This window comes from Kitasatospora sp. NPDC094019 (assembly GCF_044764505.1).
Classification (GTDB): domain Bacteria; phylum Actinomycetota; class Actinomycetes; order Streptomycetales; family Streptomycetaceae; genus Kitasatospora.
The window spans coordinates 293,467-312,955 of record NZ_JBIWIF010000010.1 but is presented as its reverse complement, the minus strand read 5'-3'; the positions used below and the strand labels follow the sequence as shown (position 1 = coordinate 312,955).

General features: G+C 73.2%; 14 protein-coding genes. 8 read left to right on the top strand and 6 right to left on the bottom strand.

The features are described 5' to 3' along the window. Positions 1 to 2: 2 nt before the first annotated feature. The 3 genes from ACIQ9P_RS23985 to ACIQ9P_RS23975 all read right to left on the bottom strand — a co-directional run bounded on the left by ACIQ9P_RS23985 (position 3) and on the right by ACIQ9P_RS23975 (position 3,654). Positions 3 to 1,526 carry an exopolysaccharide biosynthesis polyprenyl glycosylphosphotransferase gene (locus ACIQ9P_RS23985; RefSeq protein WP_402359603.1) on the bottom strand — a complete coding sequence of 508 codons (1,524 nt, stop codon included), beginning with the start codon at positions 1,524 to 1,526 and terminating at the stop codon, positions 3 to 5. 334 nt (positions 1,527 to 1,860) lie between these two features. Further along, positions 1,861 to 3,015, bottom strand: a complete 1,155-nt coding sequence (locus ACIQ9P_RS23980) for a glycosyltransferase (protein ID WP_402359600.1) — start codon at positions 3,013 to 3,015, stop codon at positions 1,861 to 1,863. Between the two features lie 198 nt (positions 3,016 to 3,213). Beyond that, positions 3,214 to 3,654, bottom strand: coding sequence for an SRPBCC family protein (locus tag ACIQ9P_RS23975; protein WP_030398291.1), 441 nt, complete (start codon positions 3,652 to 3,654; stop codon positions 3,214 to 3,216). A 230-nt stretch (positions 3,655 to 3,884) separates the two neighbouring features. Here ACIQ9P_RS23975 and ACIQ9P_RS23970 point away from each other — a divergent pair, with 230 nt between their 5' ends. Next, positions 3,885 to 4,778 carry a HipA family kinase gene (locus ACIQ9P_RS23970; protein ID WP_402359597.1) on the top strand — a complete coding sequence of 298 codons (894 nt, stop codon included), beginning with the start codon at positions 3,885 to 3,887 and terminating at the stop codon, positions 4,776 to 4,778. Positions 4,779 to 4,932: 154 nt separating this feature from the next. Here ACIQ9P_RS23970 and ACIQ9P_RS23965 read toward each other — a convergent pair whose 3' ends face one another. The 3 genes from ACIQ9P_RS23965 to ACIQ9P_RS23955 form a co-directional block, all read right to left on the bottom strand. Further along, entirely contained in the window at positions 4,933 to 6,420 is a 1,488-nt protein-coding gene (locus tag ACIQ9P_RS23965) for a S8 family peptidase (protein WP_402359594.1), read from the bottom strand. 303 nt (positions 6,421 to 6,723) lie between these two features. Further along, positions 6,724 to 7,854, bottom strand: coding sequence for an amidohydrolase family protein (locus ACIQ9P_RS23960; protein ID WP_402359591.1), 1,131 nt, complete (start codon positions 7,852 to 7,854; stop codon positions 6,724 to 6,726). Positions 7,855 to 7,858: 4 nt separating this feature from the next. Then, the gene (locus tag ACIQ9P_RS23955; protein WP_402359589.1) at positions 7,859 to 9,349 is read right to left on the bottom strand and encodes a glutamine synthetase; all 1,491 of its coding nucleotides are present in this window, start codon (positions 9,347 to 9,349) and stop codon (positions 7,859 to 7,861) included. Positions 9,350 to 9,872: 523 nt separating this feature from the next. Between ACIQ9P_RS23955 and ACIQ9P_RS23950 the strand changes: the two genes are divergently transcribed. The 7 genes from ACIQ9P_RS23950 (at position 9,873) to ACIQ9P_RS23920 (ending at position 19,416) form a co-directional block, all read left to right on the top strand. After that, positions 9,873 to 11,648 (top strand): 3-hydroxyacyl-CoA dehydrogenase family protein, encoded by a 1,776-nt coding sequence (locus tag ACIQ9P_RS23950; RefSeq protein ID WP_402359586.1) that lies wholly within the window; start codon positions 9,873 to 9,875, stop codon positions 11,646 to 11,648. A gap of 179 nt (positions 11,649 to 11,827) precedes the next feature. Continuing rightward, positions 11,828 to 12,733: a TetR family transcriptional regulator gene (locus ACIQ9P_RS23945; RefSeq protein ID WP_402359583.1), complete on the top strand. Its 906-nt coding sequence runs from the start codon at positions 11,828 to 11,830 to the stop codon at positions 12,731 to 12,733. Positions 12,734 to 13,142: 409 nt separating this feature from the next. Next, a complete protein-coding gene (gene ccrA / locus ACIQ9P_RS23940; protein WP_402359580.1) occupies positions 13,143 to 14,513 on the top strand; it encodes a crotonyl-CoA carboxylase/reductase in 1,371 nt (456 codons plus the stop codon). A 9-nt stretch (positions 14,514 to 14,522) separates the two neighbouring features. Beyond that, the gene (locus ACIQ9P_RS23935) at positions 14,523 to 16,550 is read left to right on the top strand and encodes a protein meaA (RefSeq protein WP_402359577.1); all 2,028 of its coding nucleotides are present in this window, start codon (positions 14,523 to 14,525) and stop codon (positions 16,548 to 16,550) included. Positions 16,551 to 16,570: 20 nt separating this feature from the next. Beyond that, entirely contained in the window at positions 16,571 to 17,530 is a 960-nt protein-coding gene (locus tag ACIQ9P_RS23930; RefSeq protein ID WP_402359574.1) for an HpcH/HpaI aldolase/citrate lyase family protein, read from the top strand. Between the two features lie 22 nt (positions 17,531 to 17,552). Beyond that, positions 17,553 to 18,056 carry a MaoC family dehydratase gene (locus tag ACIQ9P_RS23925; protein ID WP_402359571.1) on the top strand — a complete coding sequence of 168 codons (504 nt, stop codon included), beginning with the start codon at positions 17,553 to 17,555 and terminating at the stop codon, positions 18,054 to 18,056. A gap of 157 nt (positions 18,057 to 18,213) precedes the next feature. Then, positions 18,214 to 19,416 carry an acyl-CoA dehydrogenase family protein gene (locus ACIQ9P_RS23920; RefSeq protein WP_402359568.1) on the top strand — a complete coding sequence of 401 codons (1,203 nt, stop codon included), beginning with the start codon at positions 18,214 to 18,216 and terminating at the stop codon, positions 19,414 to 19,416. Positions 19,417 to 19,489: the final 73 nt, after the last annotated feature.

The following is a 19,489-nucleotide window of genomic DNA, read 5'->3' as shown; positions in this document are numbered from 1 at the left end:
GTTCAGCTCCCGTCCGGGTGGAGCATGAGGGCCGCGGTGCGGCACAGGATCTTGACGTCCTGCCAGAGGCTCCAGCTCTCGATGTAGCGGTTGTCGAAGCGGGCCCGGTCCTCGATCGAGGTGTCCCCGCGAAGGCCGTTGACCTGGGCGAGGCCGGTGAGGCCGACCGGGACGCGGTGGCGGTCCGCGTACTCGGGGTACGCCTGGCCGAACCGCATGACGAAGTAGGGGCGCTCGGGGCGCGGGCCGACCAGGCTCATGTCGCCGCGGAGCACGTTCCACAGCTGGGGGAGCTCGTCGAGGGAGCTGCGGCGCATCAGCCGGCCGACGGCGCCCATCCGGTGGTCCTGGGAGATGTTCCAGCGGGTGGCGGACTCGTGTTCGTTGCTGGGCCGCAGGGTGCGGAACTTGAGGACGGTGAAGACCCGGCCGTCGAGGCCGGTGCGCTGCTGGCGGAAGAGGACGCCGGGGCCGGTGTCGAAGCGGACGGCGAGCGCGCAGAGGGCGAGGACGGGGGCGAGCAGCAGCAGGCCGATCGCGGCGGCGGTGACGTCCAGGGTCCGCTTGACGGCCCAGCCGGGGCGGCGGGTGGCGGCGCGGCCGACGCGGACGCAGGGGAAGCCCCAGAGGTGGTCGGCGCCGGCCAGCCGGCCGGCGGCGAGCGAGCCGTACTCGCGCAGGGCGGGGACCAGCCAGACCTGGCAGCCGAGCCGGGCGGCGTCGCGCAGGGCGGCCGCGGTCTCGGCCTCGTCGGCGGCGCCGGCGGTGGCGACCACGTGGTGGACGCGGTGGCGGCGGACCTCGCGTTCGAGGACTTCGCGGCCGCCGAGCACGGGCAGGTCGGTGTCACCGGCGAGGAGCGGCGGGTCGGGGTCGAGGAAGCCGATCGGGCGCATCCCGTACTCGCCGCGCTCGTGGAGGGCGGCGGCGACCCGGCGGCCGAGCCGGCCGGCGCCGAGGACCAGGACGGGGCTGGGCCGGCTGCGGCGGATCCGGCGCACCAGGTGGTAGAGCAGGGCGCGGCCGAGGACGGCGAGGAGGAGTTGGGTGCCGAGCAGGACGGTCAGCCGGGCCGGGGTGGCGGGGCCGGTGTCGGGCCAGCGGCCTTCGAGGCAGCCGGCCAGGCTGATGGCGAAGGCGGAGGCGACGAGCGCCCGCGCGGTGAGGGCGGGCAGCTCGTCGAGGACGGAGAGGGTGAGGCGGGTGCGGTAGAGGCCCCCGGCGAGGTTGAGCAGGAGCAGCAGCGGCAGCAGGGCGGCGACGCCGAGCAGGGGGGCGACCCGGACGGCGGGGTCGAGGGCGCGGTTGGCGACCCCGGTGGCGGTGCAGAGGGAGAGGGCGTCGACGGCGACCAGGGCGACGGGCAGGGCGAGCCGGGAGCGGACCGGGCGACGGTGCCGGCGGGACGGGGCGGCGCTGCGGGTCTGGGCGGAGCGTGCCGGGCGGTCGAGCAGCCCGGTGGCGGGCCGGGGCGGGCCGGAGAGGGACCGTCCGGGCCTTGGCACGCTGTCGTGGTCAATGGTCATCAGCGCACGAACTCCCCTGCTGTGTGCCCGGGGTGACGGCGGCCCGGCACCGGTTGCCCCGGGGCGGCCGTCCCGGCCCGGTGGGCGCGGTCCTGACAGCACCTGCTGCCGCTGGCGGCTTTCGATTTCCTCTCGAATTTCCGGTGTGAAATCGAAATGAAGCAGGCAAAATCAGACGTTACCGAACGCTGGCTTGAATGCTGGAAGTTGACTTGCCATTTCATTCCAGCCGCCCATTAATAGGTATTTCTGATTTCACCCCTCATCCACAACCGGCTGAGGGTGCGAATACGACGGCGCCGGTGCGGCGGGTCATTCACGGCATGTGAAACGATCAGATTCGCTGCGGGACACGGGCGCGGCGCCGTCCGGCCGCCGGACCCGCCCCCAGCAGGTCGCGGTAGAGCGCGTCCACCTGTTCGACCACCGAGCGAACATCATGGCGAGCCGCGGCGTGCTCGCGCAGGCGCACACCGCGCCGCTCGCACTCGATCGGATCGGACAGGGCTTCGGCCATTCGGGTGATGAGCGCGGCCACGTCGTCCGGCGGCACCACGGCGGACACCCGTTCGACCGGCGGCAGGCTCTCCCGGGCGCCCGGCACGTCGGTCAGCAGTACCGGACGTCCGGAGGCCATCGCCTCCAGCGGGGCCAGCGCCATGCCCTCCCAGCGCGAGGGCAGGACCACCAGATCGGCCGCGGCCAGCCACGGCCTGGGGTCCGCGACGTCCCCGACCAGCCGGACCCGGGACGGCTCGGCGCCCTCCCGGACCGTCGCCGCCAACCGGGCCTCCTCGGGGCCGCCGCCGACCAGCGCCAGCCGGGCGGCCGGCACCCGGCGCCGCACCTCCGGCCAGGCGGCGAGCAGCACGTCCTGACCCTTCTGGCGGCAGAGCCGGCCCACGCAGACCGCGAGCGGGGCGTCCAGCTCCAGGCCGAGCGCGATCCGGGCGGCCCGGCGATCGGCGGGCGCGTAGTGGCGCGTGTCCACGCCGTTGGGCACCACCGCCCAGTCGGCGTGCAGCCCGGCCGCGATGCCGTCGGTCCGCTCCTGGACCGAGACGCAGAGCAACCGGTGGGCCCAGCGGGTCGCGTACCGCTCCCAGCGCAGGGTGGCGGCGGCCACCGCGCCGTCCACGGCGGCGAAGGACCAGGCGTGCGGCTGGAAGACCGTGGGCACCGCGCCGCGCACGGCGAGCCGGCCGGCCAACCCGGCCTTGGCGCTGTGCAGATGGAGCATGTCGGGCGCGGCGGCCCGGACGATCCGGCGCAGCCGCCAGACCTCGGCGGCGGTGGCCGGGCCGGGCGAGCGGCCGGCCGGCCAGTCCTGGACCAGCGCCCCGACGGCCGCGGCCTCCTCGGCCAGCCGGCCGCCGCGCGGACAGGCGACCAGCACCCGGTGGCCGGCCTCGCGCTGGCCCCGGACCAGGTCGACCACGACCCGGGCGACTCCGCCGTCGACGGGTTGGGAAATGTGAAGGATCGTCATATGCACGGCGGCGAGCCTAGGGTGGCCGCACCGTGCCGCGGGGTCGTCGTCACCCGGAGGTGGCGGGGCGTCCACCCGTACGGCGTTCCGCTCGTACGGGTGGACGAACTCCTCGAATTCCTGGACGGGTTCGCGGGCGGCCCCGGGGGCGGCCCGGAGCCCGCCGGAGGGGTCGGCCGGAGCCCGCCCCGGGGAGGGTCAGCGCACCTCGGCGGCCAGGTTGGCGAGCACCTCGTCGTGGATCCGGTTCAGACCCTTGGGCGCGAACGTCCGCTCGAAGAAGCCGCCGATACCGGTCGCGCCCTGCCAGGTCGCCGTGACGGTGACCCGGGTCCGGCCCTCGCCGGCCGCCGCGACGGTCCAGGTGACCACCATGCTGGAGTTGGCGTCCTTCTCCACCAGCTGGTCCGGCCGCGGCGCCGAGACGGTCAGCAGACAGTCGCGGACCCGCTTCTCGGTGGCCTGGAGCTTCCAGTGCACCTGGGTGCCCGCCCCGGTGCCGCCGACCCGGACCTCGTACTCGCTGTACTGCGCGGGCAGCAGCTTGGGGCGGATCACCTGGTAGTCGGCCAGGGCCTCGTACACCCGCTCGGGGGCCGCGTCGTAGACCCGCTCGGTGGTGGCCTGCACCTGTCCCATGGTCCTGCTCTCCTTGTCGGTGGTCCGGCGCCGGGGTTCCCGTCCGGCCGGTGTCGATCAGCCGCAAGCCAATCACAGCGGACCGGGTGCGCCGGGCAGCGGCCTCCGCCCCGGGCCGGGAGTCAGGGGTTGTCCCCGTGATGGGGGCAGATCGGCGGGCGTCGTCGGGGTGCGCGCATCGGCGGCGCCCGCCTGGCTCGATCGAGGAGACAACCCCTAGGGTGGCGGTTGTGCTCGAACAGGTGACAGCAGTGCGCTACGTCGACCCGCTGCGGGACGGCGGTTCCGTGCCCGGCGTGGTGGAGACCGACGACCTGGGCACCTATGTGGTGAAGTTCACCGGGGCCGCGCAGGGCCGGAAGGCGCTGGTGGCGGAGGTGATCGTCGGCGAGCTGGCCCGGCGGCTCGGCCTGCGGGTGCCGGAGCTGCGGCTGGTGGACTTCGACCCGGCGGTGGCCGAGGACGAGCCGGACCGCGAGGTCCAGGACATCCTGCGGGCCAGCCGCGGCGTCAACCTCGGCCTGGACCTGCTGCCCGGCGCCCGCGACTTCCGGCCCGGCATGATCGACGTCGGACCGGCCGAGGCCGGCCGGGTGGTGTGGCTGGACGCGCTCACCGGCAACGTCGACCGGACGGTGCACAACCCCAACCTGATGGTGTGGCACGGACGGCTCTGGCTGATCGACAACGGCGCCGCGCTGGTCTTCCACCACCGCTGGTCCGCGGCCGGGGCCTCGGTCGGCAAGCGCTACGACCTCAGCGCCCACGCCCTCGGCGGGTACCGCCCGGACGTCCCGCGGGCGGACCGGGATCTCGGCCCGCTGGTCACCGCCGGGCTGCTGGAGCAGGTGGTGGCCCTGGTGCCGGACGCCTGGCTGACCGACGAGCCGGGGTTCGGCTCGGTCGGGGAGCTGCGGCGGGCCTATGTGGAGCACCTGGCGGCGCGGGCGGCCCGCTCGGCCGAGTGGCTGCCGGAGGGCTTCCCGACCCCGGAGCAGCTGCGCGACGCGGAGCAGCGACGGGCCGAGCGGACCAGGGCGGGGCGGCCCGCCTGGCTGCGGGAGGTGCCGGACCTGCACGGCAAGCCGTCGGTGGAGACGGTGTGGGAGCACCACGTCGAGTGATCACCGTCGGGTGATCCACATCGGCTGATCCGTACCCGGCGATCCGTCGGGTGGCCCCACGGTCGGCCCCGGAGCCGGACAGGCGAACGGGGGCGGGACCGAAGTCCCGCCCCCGTTCGGCGACTCAGGGGTTCAGCAGCCGGTCAGCCGTGGCTCAACGCCACCACTGGACCGCCTTCTCGGCGTTGATGATGCCCGCGCCGTAGAAGCCGTTGTCGTCCACGCCGCCCTCGCAGGTGGCGGCCCAGGTGCCGGTGCCGCCCGGGTTGTACGGGCCCGACGGGCAGGCGTGCGACTCGGCCTGGTTGGTGAGCAGCTCGGTCAGCTCCTCGGGGCTGGCCCACGGGAAGGTGCTGGCGAGCAGCGCGAGCACACCGGCGGCGTGCGGGGACGCCATCGAGGTGCCCTGCATGTAGCCGTAGCCGCCGCCCGGGATGGTGGACAGCACGCGGCCGTTCTTGTCGGGGGTGTTCGGGATCTGGTAGATGCGGTCGCCACCGGGGGCGGCCACGGTGACCTTGTTCTTGCCGTAGCTGGAGTAGTACGACTTGTCGCCGTTGACACCCACGGAGGAGACCGCGACCACGCCGTCCAGCTCGGTCGGCAGGTTGAGGCAGTCCTGGGTGATCGGGCGCTCGACCGGGGTGGTGTCGTCCGGGCTGGCGACGTCCTTGGTCTTGTGGGCCAGGTCGATGTTCTCGTTGCCCGCGGCGGCCACGTTGAGGACGCCCTTGCGCTGCGAGAACTCGACGGCGCGGCGGACGGCGGTGGTGATCGCCTCCTGGTCCGCGTCGTTCTGGCAGTTGAACATCCACGGGTCGACGAAGTAGCTGTTGTTCGTGACCTTGAACTTGTGCTCGCCGGCCCAGACGAAGCCGCAGATGGCGTACTCCGGGTAGATGAAGCCGCCGTCGTCGACGACCTTCACCGCGGCGAGCTTGACGTTCGGGGCGATGCCCTCGATGCCCTTGCCGTTCTTGGCGGCGGCTATGGTGCCGGCCACGTGGGTGCCGTGGGCGCCGTCGACACCCGGCTGCCACGCGTCCCAGGCGGTGTTCGGCTTGCCGCCGTCGATGCAGGAGACCGACTGCGAGGCGTCGACGTTGGCCGCGAGGTCCTCGTGGGTGCCGTCGATGCCGGAGTCCAGGACGCCGACGGTGACCTTGTTGCTGCCGAGGGACAGCTTGTGGGCCTTGTCGACGCCGATCTGACGCATGTCCCACTGGTTGGCCCAGTACGGCTCCTCGCCGGCGGCGGGGGCGGCGGTCGGGGCGGCGGCGACCTCGGCGGTGCGGTCCTCGGAGGCGGTGATGCCCTTGGTGCGGCTGGCGCCGACCGACTCGACGGCCTTCGCCTTGCGCAGCTTGGCGGCGAACTGGGTGTCGGTCGAGCGGGCGATCACCACGCCGATCTGCTCGTAGGAGTAGACCACGGAGCCGCCGAGGGCCTTGACCGCGGTCTCGACCTTCTGCACCTGACCGTGGTTGGCCTTGGTGTTGACGACGTAGCTGAGCAGCGGACCGGTGGTCGTCTCCGCCCCGGCGGCGAAGGCGGTGCCGGCCGGGAGCGCGAGGGCTCCGGCGGTGGCGAGGACAACGCCCACCGCCGCGATCCGGGTCCGGCTGATCCGAGGAACACTCATAGGGGTTGGCCCTCCCGAGTCGTCATGCTGCAGCTGCGGATAGCAGATGCGCTTGGAATGATCGGGACGCTAGTGAACAAGTGTTGCAATCCGCAAGAGGTAGACATCCAATCGTCACAAGTCGTCCACCGGCGGAAGGTATGCCTCCGGACCTGCTGGGCAGGGATGGTCGGTCGGACGATCGGAAAAGACGCAGACCTCGCTGGCGGGGATCCTAGTCAGCCGGACCGACGGCGGGACAGGCGTCCGGTGCGGCAGAAAGCGGCCAGTGGCGGATGACCGCCACGGCGGCGCGGCGAATACTCAGATCGCGTACAGTCGACGGGCGTTGTCGGCCGCCACCAGACGGGCCAGCCGATCGGCGTCGGCCGCGGTGCAGGCGCCGTCCGCCCGCCAGCCGGCCAGCAGGGCACCCAGACCGTGCCGGAACTGCGCGGCGCCGACCAGATGGAGCTCCGGCAGCCCGTAGCCGTCGGTGGAGAACAGCAGCTTGCCGAACGGCACCAGCTCCAGCATCTCGCCGAGCACCGCCGCCGCCCGGGGGCCGACGTAGGACGTGGTCAGCCCGAGGTCGGTGTGGACCAGCGGGAACGCCTGGGCCAGCCAGGCGGCCTGCCGGTGGTACGGGTAGCCGTGCAGCAGCACCAGCGGGACGCCGGACGGCTCGGCGGCCCGGACGAAGTCGGCCAGCAGCGACGGGTCGGCCCGGTGCAGGGCGAGGTCGGGATCGCCGAAGCCGGTGTGCAGCTGGAGCGGCAGCCGCAGCGCGGCGCAGACCTCCAGGGCGCCGTGGAGCAGTTCGTGCAGCAGGACCGGGTCGGTCAGCCGGCCGCCCCCGGCCCGCTCCCGGGCGGCGGCGGCCGCCGTCACCTCGGCCGCGGAGGGCCGCCGCGCGGGCACCGCGAGGCCGGACCGGTAGGCCACCACGGACTTGACCGCGACGGCGCCGGTGGCCGCGGCGGCCAGGGCCTCGCGCACCGCCCGGGCCCAGCCGCCGGGCGGGGCGGTGACGGCCTCGGCGAGCGGCTCCAGCCGGACCACCTCGCGCACCCGGGCACCGGCGGCCGCGGCGAACGCGTCGAGCGGCAGCAGCGGCCGGCCGGCCGCCGCGGTCAGCCCGGTGTCGACCAGGCAGGTGTCCAGGCCGGCGGCACTCAGCAGCCGACGGGTGGCCTCCGGGGCACCCAGCTCGCGCCGCCGGGCCAGGTAGTCCTCGGCGGGAGCGTGCGCGGGCAGCCCCAGCGCGGGCGGGCACCAGCGGCGGACCGCCAGACCGAGCGCGCTGTCGAACGGCGAGGTGCCGGGCGCGGGCGGGCGGTCGGACTCGGTGAGCAGCCCCGCCAGGGCGTCGTCGTCGAGCTCGGCCGCCACCACGCTGTGGCAGTGGTGGTCGACCAGGGCGGGGACGTCCAGCGGGGGCACCGGGCGGGACACGTCTCTAGTAGCGCCAGCGGGTGGCGGCGGCCAGCCGCTCGGGCGGCACGTCGGCGTACTGCTCGGCCTCGGCCTGCCGGACTGCCAGCACCGCCTCGAAGAGCGGCTCGCCGAGTGCCTCCCGGAGCACGGCGGAGCCCCGGTAGGCGGCCAGTGCCTCGGCCGGGCCGGCCGGCAGCCGGGGGACGGTGCCGGGCTCGGCCCGGGACGGGTCGCCGGTGACCTCCGGCGGCAGCGCGAGCCGCTGCTCCCGGCCGGCCAGACCGGCGGCGATCACGGCGCCGACCGCCAGGTAGGGGTTGGCGGTGGCGTCGAAGCACTTGATCTCGGCGTTGGCGGCGGCGGACCGCTCGCCGGTGGAGCCGGTGACCAGGCGGAGCGCGGCCTCCCGGTTCTCCAGGCCCCAGCACTGGTAGGCCCCGGCCCAGTGCGAGGGGACCAGCCGCAGGTAGCCGGCCGGGCTGGAGCAGCCGAGCACCAGCAGCTCGGGCAGCGCGCCGAGCACCCCGGCCAGGAAGCCCTCCGCCTCGGCGGTCAGCCCGTGCGGGCCGGGGCCGCCGTGCGCGAGGTTGCGCCCCTCGCGCCAGAGGCTGAGGTGGAGGTGGCCGCCGTTGCCGACCCCGCCGGCCTCGACCGCCGGGGCGAAGGAGGCCCGCAGGCCGTGCCGGGCGGAGACGGCGCGGACGGTGTGCCGGACCAGCACCGAGGTGTCGGCGGCCTCGACCGGGCCCTCGGGGGCGACCGAGACCTCGAACTGCCCGGGCGCGTACTCGGGGTGGATCTGGAGCACGGTCAGGCCCTGCTCGCCGAGGGCGCGCAGCACGTCGCGCAGGTAGTCGGAGAGGTCGGTGAGCCGCTGCATGCCGTAGGCCGGGCCGGCCGTCGGGTAGCGGGGCTCCTCCCCCTCCGGGCCGGCCAGCGCGACCACCCACTCGATCTCGATCCCGGCCTTGAGGGCCAGACCCCGCTCGGCCGCGGCGGCCACCGCCCGGCGGGCGAAGAGCCGCTGGCAGCCGGGGTGCGGGGCGCCGCCCTGGGTGTAGCGGTCGGCCGGGGCCCAGGCCCAGCCGGGCTGGGCGGCGAGCGGGACGATCCGCTCGACGTCGGGGTAGAGCCGGAGGTCGCCGGTGGGGCCGCCGATCAGCCGGCTGGTGACGATGGAGTCGTCGGCGAGGAAGACGTCGAAGCAGGGGGCCGCGCCGATGCCCCACTGCGCCGCGTGCACCAGGCCGCCGAGCGGCACCGCCTTGACCCGGGCGATGCCGGCGTTGTCCACCCAGGTGACGGCGACCGCCTCGACCCCGGAGCCGCGCAGCCGGTCGACGGCGGCCTGCGCGCGCTCGCCGCGCTCGGCCCGGTCCGCCCGCGGCGGCAGCACGGCGGCGGCGCCGACGCCGACGCCGGGGTCGGCGTGCCCGCCCGGGGCGGGGGCGGTGCCCGCGGCAGACCCGGCGGCGGGCTCGGGGCGGTCCGTGGCAACGGTTCCAGTGGTCATGCCCTGATGCTTCCCGGCGCCGCCGGGGCGCGTAACGCCCCTATCGGGTGGTCCGAACGGACGTCCGTCCACCGCCTCACCCGCACGGGTGACGGCCCCGCCGCCCCGCCGCGAGCGCCCGAACTCCCCTCCCCCACCCCCTTCCTACCAATCGGTAACTTCGCTACAGTGTCCGCACGCACCACTGCCGGGCTTCGGGAGCCGCACCGGCGGGGCGCCGTCCGCCGCGCCGGGAACCGCGGGGCCGACGGCGGACGACGGTGCGTTCGTTCACCGGCCGGTGCCGCGGATCGCGGCCGGAGCCGGATTTCTCTCCTCTGTGTTCAGAGCCGCTTCCTTCACCTGAGCGCCTGAGTACCACGGCACACCCGCGTCACCGCCGGAGCGGACCGGCGGACGCGTGGTGGCCGCAACCGTCGTCCCCCCGCACCGCGCGCGGACCCTCCTCCTGAGCGCGCGCCCTCTTCCGGGGGCGCGCCCTCCGGAGCGCGCGCGGGCCTTCCATGACAAGGAGTCAGGACAGATGGAGCGTCCCTTCCCCACGGTCGCCGTGGTCGGGCTCGGCACGATGGGCGCCGGCGTCGCCGTCGCCGTCGCCGCCAGCGGCCGCCGGGTGATCGGCATCGAGGCCGACGAACCCTCCGCCGCCCGGGCCCTGGCCCGGATCGAGGCGTCCACCGCGCACGCGGTGGCCCGGGAGCGGCTCACCGCCGAGGACCGGGCCGGGCTGCTCGCCCGGCTCACCGTCGGCCACGCGCTGGACGCGGCCGCCGGGGCGGACCTGGTGATCGAGGAGGTCCCCGAGCGGCTGGAGCTGAAGCGGGAGCTCTTCGCCGAGCTGGACCGGATCTGCCCGGCCGCGACGGTGTTCGCCACCGGCACCACCGCGCTCTCGGTGACCCGGATCGCCGCCGCCACCGCCCGCCCGGACCGGGTGCTCGGCCTGCACTTCTTCAACCCGGTGCACACCATGAAGCTGGTCGAGGTGGTGCGCACCGTGCTCACCGCCCCGCAGGTCGCCGAGGACGCCGCCGCGTTCGCCCGGGACCTCGGCAAGGAGCCGGTGGCGGCCGGCGACCGGGCCGGCTTCGTGGTCAACGGCCTGCTGTTCGCGTACCTGAACCAGGCCGCCGCGATGTACGAGTCCAAGTACGCCACCCGGGAGGACATCGACGCCGCGATGCGGCTCGGCTGCGGCCTGCCGATGGGACCGCTGGCCCTGCTCGACCTGATCGGCGTGGACACCGCGAGGACCGTCCTGGAGGCCATGTACGAGCAGTCCCGGGACCGGCTGCACGCGCCCGCGCCGATCCTCGGCCAGCTGGTCTCGGCCGGGCTGCTGGGCCGCAAGACCGGCCGCGGCTTCTACACCTACGAGGCGCCCGGCTCGTCCCGGGTGGTCGACACCACCGCCGGCGCCTCCCGGCCGGGGGTGTCCGGCCGGGAGGTGCGCAGCATCGGCGTCTGCGGCTCGGGCACCATGGCCACCGGCATCGTCGAGGTGTTCGCCAAGGCCGGGTACCCGGTGCTGCTGGCCGCCCGCAGCCTGGAGAAGGCCGAGCGGGCCAAGGCGCAGCTGGCACGGTCGCTGGAGCGCTCGGTGGCGAAGGGCCGGCTGACCGGGGAGCAGCGGGACGCCGCGCTGGGCCTGGTCACGCCGGTCGGGCAGTACGGCGAACTGGCGGACGTGGACCTGGTGGTCGAGGCGGTCGCCGAGGACCTCGCGGTCAAGCGCGAGCTGTTCACCGCGCTGGACGCGATCGTCAGGCCGGGCGCGGTGCTGGCCACCACCACCTCCTCGCTGTCGGTGGTCGCCTGCGCCTCGGCGACCCGGCGGCCGCAGGACGTGGTCGGCATGCACTTCTTCAACCCGGCGCCGGCGATGCGGCTGGTCGAGGTGGTGTCCACGGTGCTGACCGCGCCGGACGTCACCGCGACCGTGCTGGAGCTGTGCGCGAAGGTCCGCAAGCACCCGGTGGAGTGCGGGGACCGGGCCGGCTTCATCGTGAACGCGCTGCTCTTCCCCTATCTCAACGACGCGGTGCGGATGCTCCAGGAGCACTACGCGACGGTGGACGACATCGACACCGCGATGAAGCTCGGCTGCGGCTACCCGATGGGCCCGTTCGAGCTGCTGGACGTGGTCGGCCTGGACGTCTCGCTGACGATCGAGCAGGTGCTGCACCAGGAGTTCCGCGAGCCGGGACTGGCCGCGGCGCCGCTGCTGGAGCACCTGGTGGCGGCGGGCTGCCTGGGCCGCAAGACCGGCCGCGGTTTCCGCGACCACGCGCGCCGATGACCACCCCGCCGTCCTACGGGGGAGCGCCCGGCCGGCCGCCGCTCCGCCCGGAGCGGGCCGGCTGGGGGGCGGGCTCGGTGTCCGCGCACTGGCCGAGACCGGCGGTCGGCGGGCCGGTCGCGCCGGTGCGCCGGGAAAGGCCCGCTGGCGCGGCGCCGGGGGCGTGTAGCGTTCCGGGCATGGATCGGGTTCAGTCAGTCTCCCCGCAGCAATCCGCACCGGCGCGCGACGGCCGGCCGGCCGGGACGGGCCCGGAGGGGGGCCAGGGCAACCGCCGGGCGGCGGCGCAGCGTCAGCAGATGCGCCAGGACCTGGCCACCGCCGCGATGGAGCTGTTCGCCTCGCAGGGCTACGAGGAGACCACGGTCGACCAGATCGCCGCGGCCGCCGGCGTGGCCCGGCGGACCTTCTTCCGGTACTTCCGGTCCAAGGAGGAGGCGATCTTCCCGGACCACGACGACACCCTGGTCAGGGTCGCCGACCTGCTGGCGAGCGCCGAGCCGGAGGAGCACCCGCTGGACGTGGTCTGCCGGGGCATCAAGGAGGTGCTGCGGATGTACGCCTCCACGCCCGCGGTCTCGGTGGCCAGGTACCAGCTGATCCGCCAGGTGCCGACGCTGCGGGAGCGGGAGATCGCCGTGGTGGCCCGCTACGAGCGGCTGTTCACCCGCTACCTGCTGGGCCGGTTCGACACCGCCGGGGAGATCCCGACGGGCTGGCAGCACGGCGGCGAGGACGACTCGATGCTGGCGGAGGTCTCGGCGGCGGCGGTGGTCGCGGCCCACAACCACGTGCTGCGGCGCTGGCTGCGGGCGGGCGGCCGGGGCGACGTGGAGGCGCAGCTGGACCACTCCTTCGAGGTGATCCGGCAGACCTTCTGGGGGTCCAGCGCGCCGGGGGCGCGCCGGCGCGGTGCCGTGGTGGCACCCGGTGCCATTGCGACGGAGGCGGAGGCCGGGGCCGCGAGCGCACTGAGTGCCACTCCCGGAGGTGAGGTGCTCATCACAGTCGCGCGGACGGACGCCCCGCTGGAGCTGGTGGTGGACGCCGTGCGGGCCGCCCTGGAGGGTGTCAGGCAGGGCTGACTTTCAGTATTTTCGCAGGTCACAAGGGTTCCAAGGGCCCGTGCCGAAGTGTCGGCACGGGCCCTTTCCATGTCCGCGACGGGCCCCCGAACGGCACTCCCGGCCCGTCGGAATTGCTGGCACCGCGTGTCTTTACGAGTGGCACAGGGTGCCACTACCTTGTTACCCACCAGTCGCGGCGCCGCGGCTCCCCACCACGGCGCGCCGTCGTACCGGCGCCCCCCGATCCCGGGGGCGACCCACCGCAGTACCCGGCCCACCAGCCACCCCGGCCCACGAGCCATCGGCTCACGAGCCACCCCGGCCCACCAGCCACCCACCCACCACGCCCGTTCAGCGAAGCCGGTGTCCGCTCCCGGCTCCCCCAGACGCCCTGTGCCCTCACACAGGTACGCCTTCGGAGGCAGCCATGAAGGAAATCCTCGACGCGATCCTCAGCTCCGACAGCACCTCGGCGGACTTCGCCAACGTGAAGCTGCCGGAGTCCTACCGGGCCGTGACGCTCCACAAGGACGAGGAGCAGATGTTCGCGGGCCTCGCCAGCCGCGACAAGGACCCCCGCAAGTCCCTCCACCTCGACGACGTCCCGCTGCCCGAGCTGGGCCCGGGCGAGGCCCTGGTCGCCGTGATGGCGAGCGCGGTGAACTACAACACCGTGTGGAGCTCGATCTTCGAGCCGGTCTCCACCTTCGGCTTCCTGGAGCGCTACGGCCGGCTCTCCCCGCTCACCAAGCGCCACGACCTGCCGTACCACGTGCTCGGCTCGGACCTCGCGGGCGTGGTGCTGCGCACCGGCGCCGGGGTCAACGCCTGGAAGCCGGGCGACGAGGTGGTCGCCCACTGCCTGTCCGTCGAACTGGAGTCCTCCGACGGCCACAACGACACGATGATGGACCCGGAGCAGCGGATCTGGGGCTTCGAGACCAACTTCGGCGGCCTGGCCCAGCTCGCGCTGGTGAAGACCAACCAGCTGATGCCCAAGCCCGCCCACCTCACCTGGGAGGAGGCAGCCTCCCCCGGCCTGGTCAACTCCACCGCCTACCGCCAGCTGGTCTCGCGCAACGGCGCGGGCATGAAGCAGGGCGACAACGTGCTGATCTGGGGCGCCAGCGGCGGCCTCGGCTCCTACGCCACCCAGTACGCGCTGGCCGGCGGCGCCACCCCGATCTGCGTGGTCTCCAGCCCGGAGAAGGCCGACATCTGCCGGGCGATGGGCGCCGAGGCGATCATCGACCGCTCCGCCGAGGGCTACCGGTTCTGGAAGGACGAGCAGAACCAGGACCCGCGCGAGTGGAAGCGCTTCGGCGGGCGGATCCGCGAGCTGACCGGCGGCGAGGACGTCGACATCGTCTTCGAGCACCCGGGCCGGGAGACCTTCGGCGCCAGCGTCTACGTCACCCGCAAGGGCGGCACCGTCGTCACCTGCGCCTCCACCTCGGGCTTCATGCACCAGTACGACAACCGCTACCTGTGGATGTCGCTCAAGAAGATCGTCGGCTCGCACTTCGCCAACTACCGCGAGGCGTGGGAGGCCAACCGCCTGGTGGCCAAGGGCAGGATCCACCCCACCGTGTCCAAGGTCTACCCGCTGGAGCAGACCGGGCAAGCCTCGCTCGACGTCCACCAGAACCGGCACCAGGGCAAGGTCGGCGTGCTCTGCCTCGCCCCCGAGGAGGGCCTGGGCGTGCGCGACGCCGAGCTGCGCGCCAAGCACCTGCCGGCGATCAACCTCTTCCGCGAGGCCGCCGAGGGGACCATCCAGCCGAGCCGCGACATCTAAGGCGACCCGATGACCGACCAGAAGCGCGACCGGCCCTGGCTGATGCGCACCTACGCCGGGCACTCGACGGCCGAGGACTCCAACGCGCTGTACCGGCGGAACCTCGCCAAGGGGCAGACCGGCCTCTCGGTGGCGTTCGACCTGCCGACCCAGACCGGCTACGACTCCGACCACATCCTCGCCCGCGGCGAGGTCGGCCGGGTCGGGGTGCCGGTGGGCCACGTCGGCGACATGCGCACCCTGTTCGACGGCATCCCGCTCGAACAGACCAACACCTCCATGACGATCAACGCCACCGCGATGTGGCTGCTGGCGCTCTACCAGGTGGTCGCCGAGGAGCAGGGCGCGGACATCGCCAAGCTGACCGGGACCACCCAGAACGACATCGTCAAGGAGTACCTGTCGCGCGGGACGCACGTCTTCCCGCCCGGCCCCTCGGTGCGCCTGATCACCGACATGATCGCCTACACGGTCGGGAACATCCCGAAGTGGAACCCGATCAACATCTGCAGCTACCACCTCCAGGAGGCCGGGGCCACCCCGGTCCAGGAGATCGCCTACGCGATGTGCACCGCGATCGAGGTGCTGGACGCCGTCCGCGACTCCGGCCAGGTGCCGGCCGAGCGGATGGGCGAGGTGGTCGCCCGGATCTCCTTCTTCGTCAACGCCGGGGTGCGGTTCGTCGAGGAGATGTGCAAGATGCGGGCCTTCGGCCGGCTCTGGGAGAAGGTCACCCGGGAGCGGTACGGCATCGAGGACCCCAAGCAGCGCCGGTTCCGCTACGGCGTGCAGGTCAACTCGCTCGGCCTGACCGAGGCCCAGCCGGAGAACAACGTCCAGCGGATCGTGCTGGAGATGCTCGCCGTCACCCTCTCCAAGGACGCCCGCGCCCGCGCCGTCCAGCTGCCCGCCTGGAACGAGGCGCTCGGCCTGCCCCGGCCGTGGGACCAGCAGTGGTCGCTGCGGATCCAGCAGGTGCTCGCCTTCGAGTCCGACCTGCTGGAGTACGGGGACATCTTCAACGGCTCCGGGGTGATCGAGGCCAAGACCGCCGACCTGCTGGCCGGCGCCGAGGCCGAGATCGCCAAGGTGCTGGGGATGGGCGGGGTCATCCCGGCCGTCGAGTCCGGCTACCTGAAGTCCAACCTGGTCGCCTCGCACGCCGCCCGCCGGGCCCGGATCGAGTCCGGCGAGGACCGGATCATCGGGGTCAACTGCTTCGACACCACCGAGGAGAGCCCGCTCACGGCCGACCTCGACACCGCGATCATGGTCGTCGACCCGGCCTCCGAGCAGTCCGTGCTGAACGCCCTGGAAGCCTGGCGCGGGCAGCGCGACGAGGCCGCCGCGCTGCGCGCCCTGGAGGAGCTCAAGGCCGTCGCCGGCACCACCGCGAACCTGGTGCCGGCCACCCTGGCCTGCGCCCGGGCCGGGGTCACCACCGGCGAGTGGGCCTTCGCCCTGCGCGAGGTGTTCGGCGAGTACCGGGCGCCCACCGGCGTCGGCGGCGCCCCGGTCGCGGTCGCGGCCGAGCCCGGCGGCGAGCTGGCCGCCGTCCGTGAGGCGGTCGCCGCGACCGCCGCCGAACTCGGCGCCGGCAAGCTGCGGCTGCTGGTCGGCAAGCCCGGACTGGACGGGCACTCCAACGGGGCCGAGCAGATCGCCGTCCGGGCCCGCGACGCCGGGTTCGAGGTCGTCTACCAGGGCATCCGGCTCACCCCCGAGCAGATCGTCTCGGCCGCCGTCGCCGAGGACGTCCACTGCGTGGGCCTGTCGATCCTCTCCGGCGCCCACTCCGAGCTGGTGCCGGACGTCCTGCACCGGCTGCGCCGGGCCGGGGTGGAGGATGTCCCGGTGATCGTGGGTGGCATCATCCCGGCAGCGGACGGCGAGGCCCTCAAGGCCGCCGGCGTCGCCGCCGTGTTCACCCCGAAGGACTTCGGCATCACGACCATCATCGGCCGGATCGTGGACGAGATCCGGCTGGCCAACAGGCTCCAGCCCTGGACGCCCGCCCCGGCCACGACCACCGGCTGACCCGGAAGGAACACCCTCCTGTGACTCTCAACCGCCTCCGCCCGCGCCGCTCCTGCCTCGCCGTGCCGGGCTCCAACCCGCGCTTCCTGGAGAAGGCCCAGGGCCTGCAGGCCGACCAGGTCTTCCTCGACCTGGAGGACGCCTGCGCCCCGCTGGTCAAGGAGAGCGCCCGGCACACCGTCGTCGACGCCCTCAACAACGGCGACTGGAGCGGCAAGACCCGGGTCGTGCGGGTCAACGACTGGACCACCCACTGGACCTACCGCGACGTGATCACCGTGGTCGAGGGCGCCGGGACCAACCTCGACTGCATCATGCTGCCGAAGGTCCAGGACGCCGAGCAGGTGAAGGCGCTCGACCTGCTGCTCACCCAGATCGAGAAGACCATGGGCTTCGAGGTCGGCCGGATCGGCATCGAGGCGCAGATCGAGAACGCCAAGGGCCTCATCAACGTCGACACCATCGCCCAGGCGTCGCCCCGGCTGGAGACCATCATCTTCGGCCCGGCCGACTTCATGGCCTCGATCAACATGAAGTCCCTGGTGGTCGGCGAGCAGCCGCCCGGTTACTCCGCCGACGCCTACCACTACATCCTGATGCGGATCCTGATGGCCGCCCGCGCCAACGACCTCCAGGCGATCGACGGCCCCTACCTCCAGATCCGCAACCAGGAGGGCTACCGCGAGGTGGCCGGCCGGGCCGCCGCGCTGGGCTTCGACGGCAAGTGGGTGCTGCACCCGGACCAGATCGGCGCCGCCAACGAGATCTTCTCGCCCTCGCAGGAGGACTACGACCACGCCGAGATGATCCTCGACGCCTACGACTGGTGCACCTCCGAGGCCGGCGGGTTCAAGGGCTCGGCGATGCTCGGCGACGAGATGATCGACGAGGCCAGCCGCAAGATGGCGCTGGTGGTCTCCGGCAAGGGCCGCGCGGCCGGCCTGAAGCGCACCTCCACGTTCGAGCCCCCGCAGTCCTGAGACCGGTTAGGAACCATCGACCATGCAGTTCGGACGCACCTACGAGGAGTTCGAGGTCGGCGCCGTCTACCGGCACTGGCCCGGCAAGACGGTCACCGAGTACGACGACCACCTCTTCTGTCTGCTCACCATGAACCACCACCCGCTCCACATGGACGCCAACTACGCGGAGCGGACCACCGACTTCGGCCGGAACGTGGTGGTGGGCAACTACATCTACTCGCTGCTGCTCGGCATGTCCGTCCCGGACGTCTCCGGCAAGGCGATCGCCAACCTGGAGATCGAGTCGCTGCGGCACATCGCGCCGACCTTCCACGGCGACACCCTCTACGGCGAGACCACCGTGCTCGACAAGTGGCCGTCCAAGTCCAAGGACGACCGCGGCATCGTCTACGTCGAGACCAAGGGCTACAAGCAGGACGGCACGGTCGTCTGCGTCTTCCGCCGCAAGGTGATGGTGCCGACCGCGACCTACATCGAGGCCCGCGGCGGCGAACAGCCCGCCCGCCCGGTCCCGCTCGCCTGAGCCCTCCCGCAGGTCTCTCCCCCCAGGACCCCGGACGGGCCGGCCGCCGTCATCGGCCGTGCCCCGCACCGGTTCACGGGGGCTCCGCGGAGCCACGCCCGCGGAGCCCCCGTCCACTCCCCCCACCCTCGTTTTCAGGCATGACAGGAGCCGCACGATGGGACGCCTCGCACAGACCGACGGCCTCACCGAGATCCAGCGGGACATCCTCGCCACCGTGCGCGAGTTCGTCGACAAGGAGATCATCCCGGTCGCGACCGAGCTGGAGCACAAGGACGAGTACCCGACGGCGATCGTCGAGGGCATGAAGCGGCTCGGCCTCTTCGGCCTGACCATCCCCGAGGAGTACGGCGGCCTCGGCGAGTCGCTGCTCACCTACGCGCTGGTGGTCGAGGAGATCGCCCGCGGCTGGATGTCCGTCTCCGGCATCGTCAACACCCACTTCATCGTGGCGCACATGATCAACGCGCACGGCACCCAGGAGCAGAAGGACCACTTCCTGCCCCGGATGGCGGCCGGCGAGATCCGCGGCGCCTTCTCGATGTCCGAGCCCGCGCTCGGCTCCGACGTCGCGGCGATCAGCACCAAGGGCGTCAAGGACGGCGAGTTCTACGTCCTCAACGGCCAGAAGATGTGGCTGACCAACGGCGGCACCTCCACCCTGGTCGCGGTCCTGTGCAGGACCGACGAGGGCGGCTCCACCCCGTACAAGAACATGACCACCTTCCTGATCGAGAAGACGCCGGGCTTCGGACCGAACCCGACCGTCCCCGGGCTCACCGTGCCCGGGAAGATCGAGAAGATGGGCTACAAGGGCGTCGACACCACCGAGCTGGTGCTCCAGGACGTCCGGATCCCGGCGGACCGGATCCTCGGCGGCGTGCCCGGCCGCGGCTTCTACCAGATGATGGACGGCGTCGAGGTCGGCCGCGTCAACGTGGCCGCGCGCGGCTGCGGCGTCGCCCGCCGCGCCTTCGAGCTGGGCATCTCGTACGCCCAGCAGCGCACCACCTTCGGCAAGAAGATCGCCGAGCACCAGGCGATCCAGTTCAAGCTCGCCGAGATGGCCACCAAGGTCGAGGCCGCGCACCAGATGATGGTGATGGCCGCCCGCAAGAAGGACAGCGGCGAGCGCAACGACCTGGAGGCGGGGATGGCGAAGTACCTCGCCTCCGAGTACTGCAAGGAGGTCGTCGAGGACAGCTTCCGCATCCACGGCGGCTACGGCTTCTCCAAGGAGTACGAGATCGAGCGGCTCTACCGGGAGGCTCCGATGCTGCTGATCGGTGAAGGTACTGCGGAGATCCAGAAGATGATCATCGGGCGCCGGCTGCTGGAGGAGTACCGCATCGCGGGCTGACCGCCCCGTTGCGGGACTCGCGGCCGACCCGCGAGACCGCCGGCCGACGGGCGTGCGGGCCCGTCCCGGCACC

What these genes read in the sequence shown, in the direction of transcription:
- ccrA (WP_402359580.1), top strand. Translation starts at nt 13,143, where the DNA reads ATGAAGGAAATCCTCGACGCGATCCTCAGCTCCGACAGCACCTCGGCG.
- ACIQ9P_RS23980 (WP_402359600.1), bottom strand. Translation starts at nt 3,015, where the DNA reads ATGACGATCCTTCACATTTCCCAACCCGTCGACGGCGGAGTCGCCCGG.
- ACIQ9P_RS23955 (WP_402359589.1), bottom strand. Translation starts at nt 9,349, where the DNA reads ATGACCACTGGAACCGTTGCCACGGACCGCCCCGAGCCCGCCGCCGGG.
- ACIQ9P_RS23965 (WP_402359594.1), bottom strand. Translation starts at nt 6,420, where the DNA reads ATGAGTGTTCCTCGGATCAGCCGGACCCGGATCGCGGCGGTGGGCGTT.
- ACIQ9P_RS23985 (WP_402359603.1), bottom strand. Translation starts at nt 1,526, where the DNA reads ATGACCATTGACCACGACAGCGTGCCAAGGCCCGGACGGTCCCTCTCC.
- ACIQ9P_RS23935 (WP_402359577.1), top strand. Translation starts at nt 14,523, where the DNA reads ATGACCGACCAGAAGCGCGACCGGCCCTGGCTGATGCGCACCTACGCC.
- ACIQ9P_RS23945 (WP_402359583.1), top strand. Translation starts at nt 11,828, where the DNA reads ATGGATCGGGTTCAGTCAGTCTCCCCGCAGCAATCCGCACCGGCGCGC.
- ACIQ9P_RS23925 (WP_402359571.1), top strand. Translation starts at nt 17,553, where the DNA reads ATGCAGTTCGGACGCACCTACGAGGAGTTCGAGGTCGGCGCCGTCTAC.
- ACIQ9P_RS23950 (WP_402359586.1), top strand. Translation starts at nt 9,873, where the DNA reads ATGGAGCGTCCCTTCCCCACGGTCGCCGTGGTCGGGCTCGGCACGATG.
- ACIQ9P_RS23920 (WP_402359568.1), top strand. Translation starts at nt 18,214, where the DNA reads ATGGGACGCCTCGCACAGACCGACGGCCTCACCGAGATCCAGCGGGAC.
- ACIQ9P_RS23975 (WP_030398291.1), bottom strand. Translation starts at nt 3,654, where the DNA reads ATGGGACAGGTGCAGGCCACCACCGAGCGGGTCTACGACGCGGCCCCC.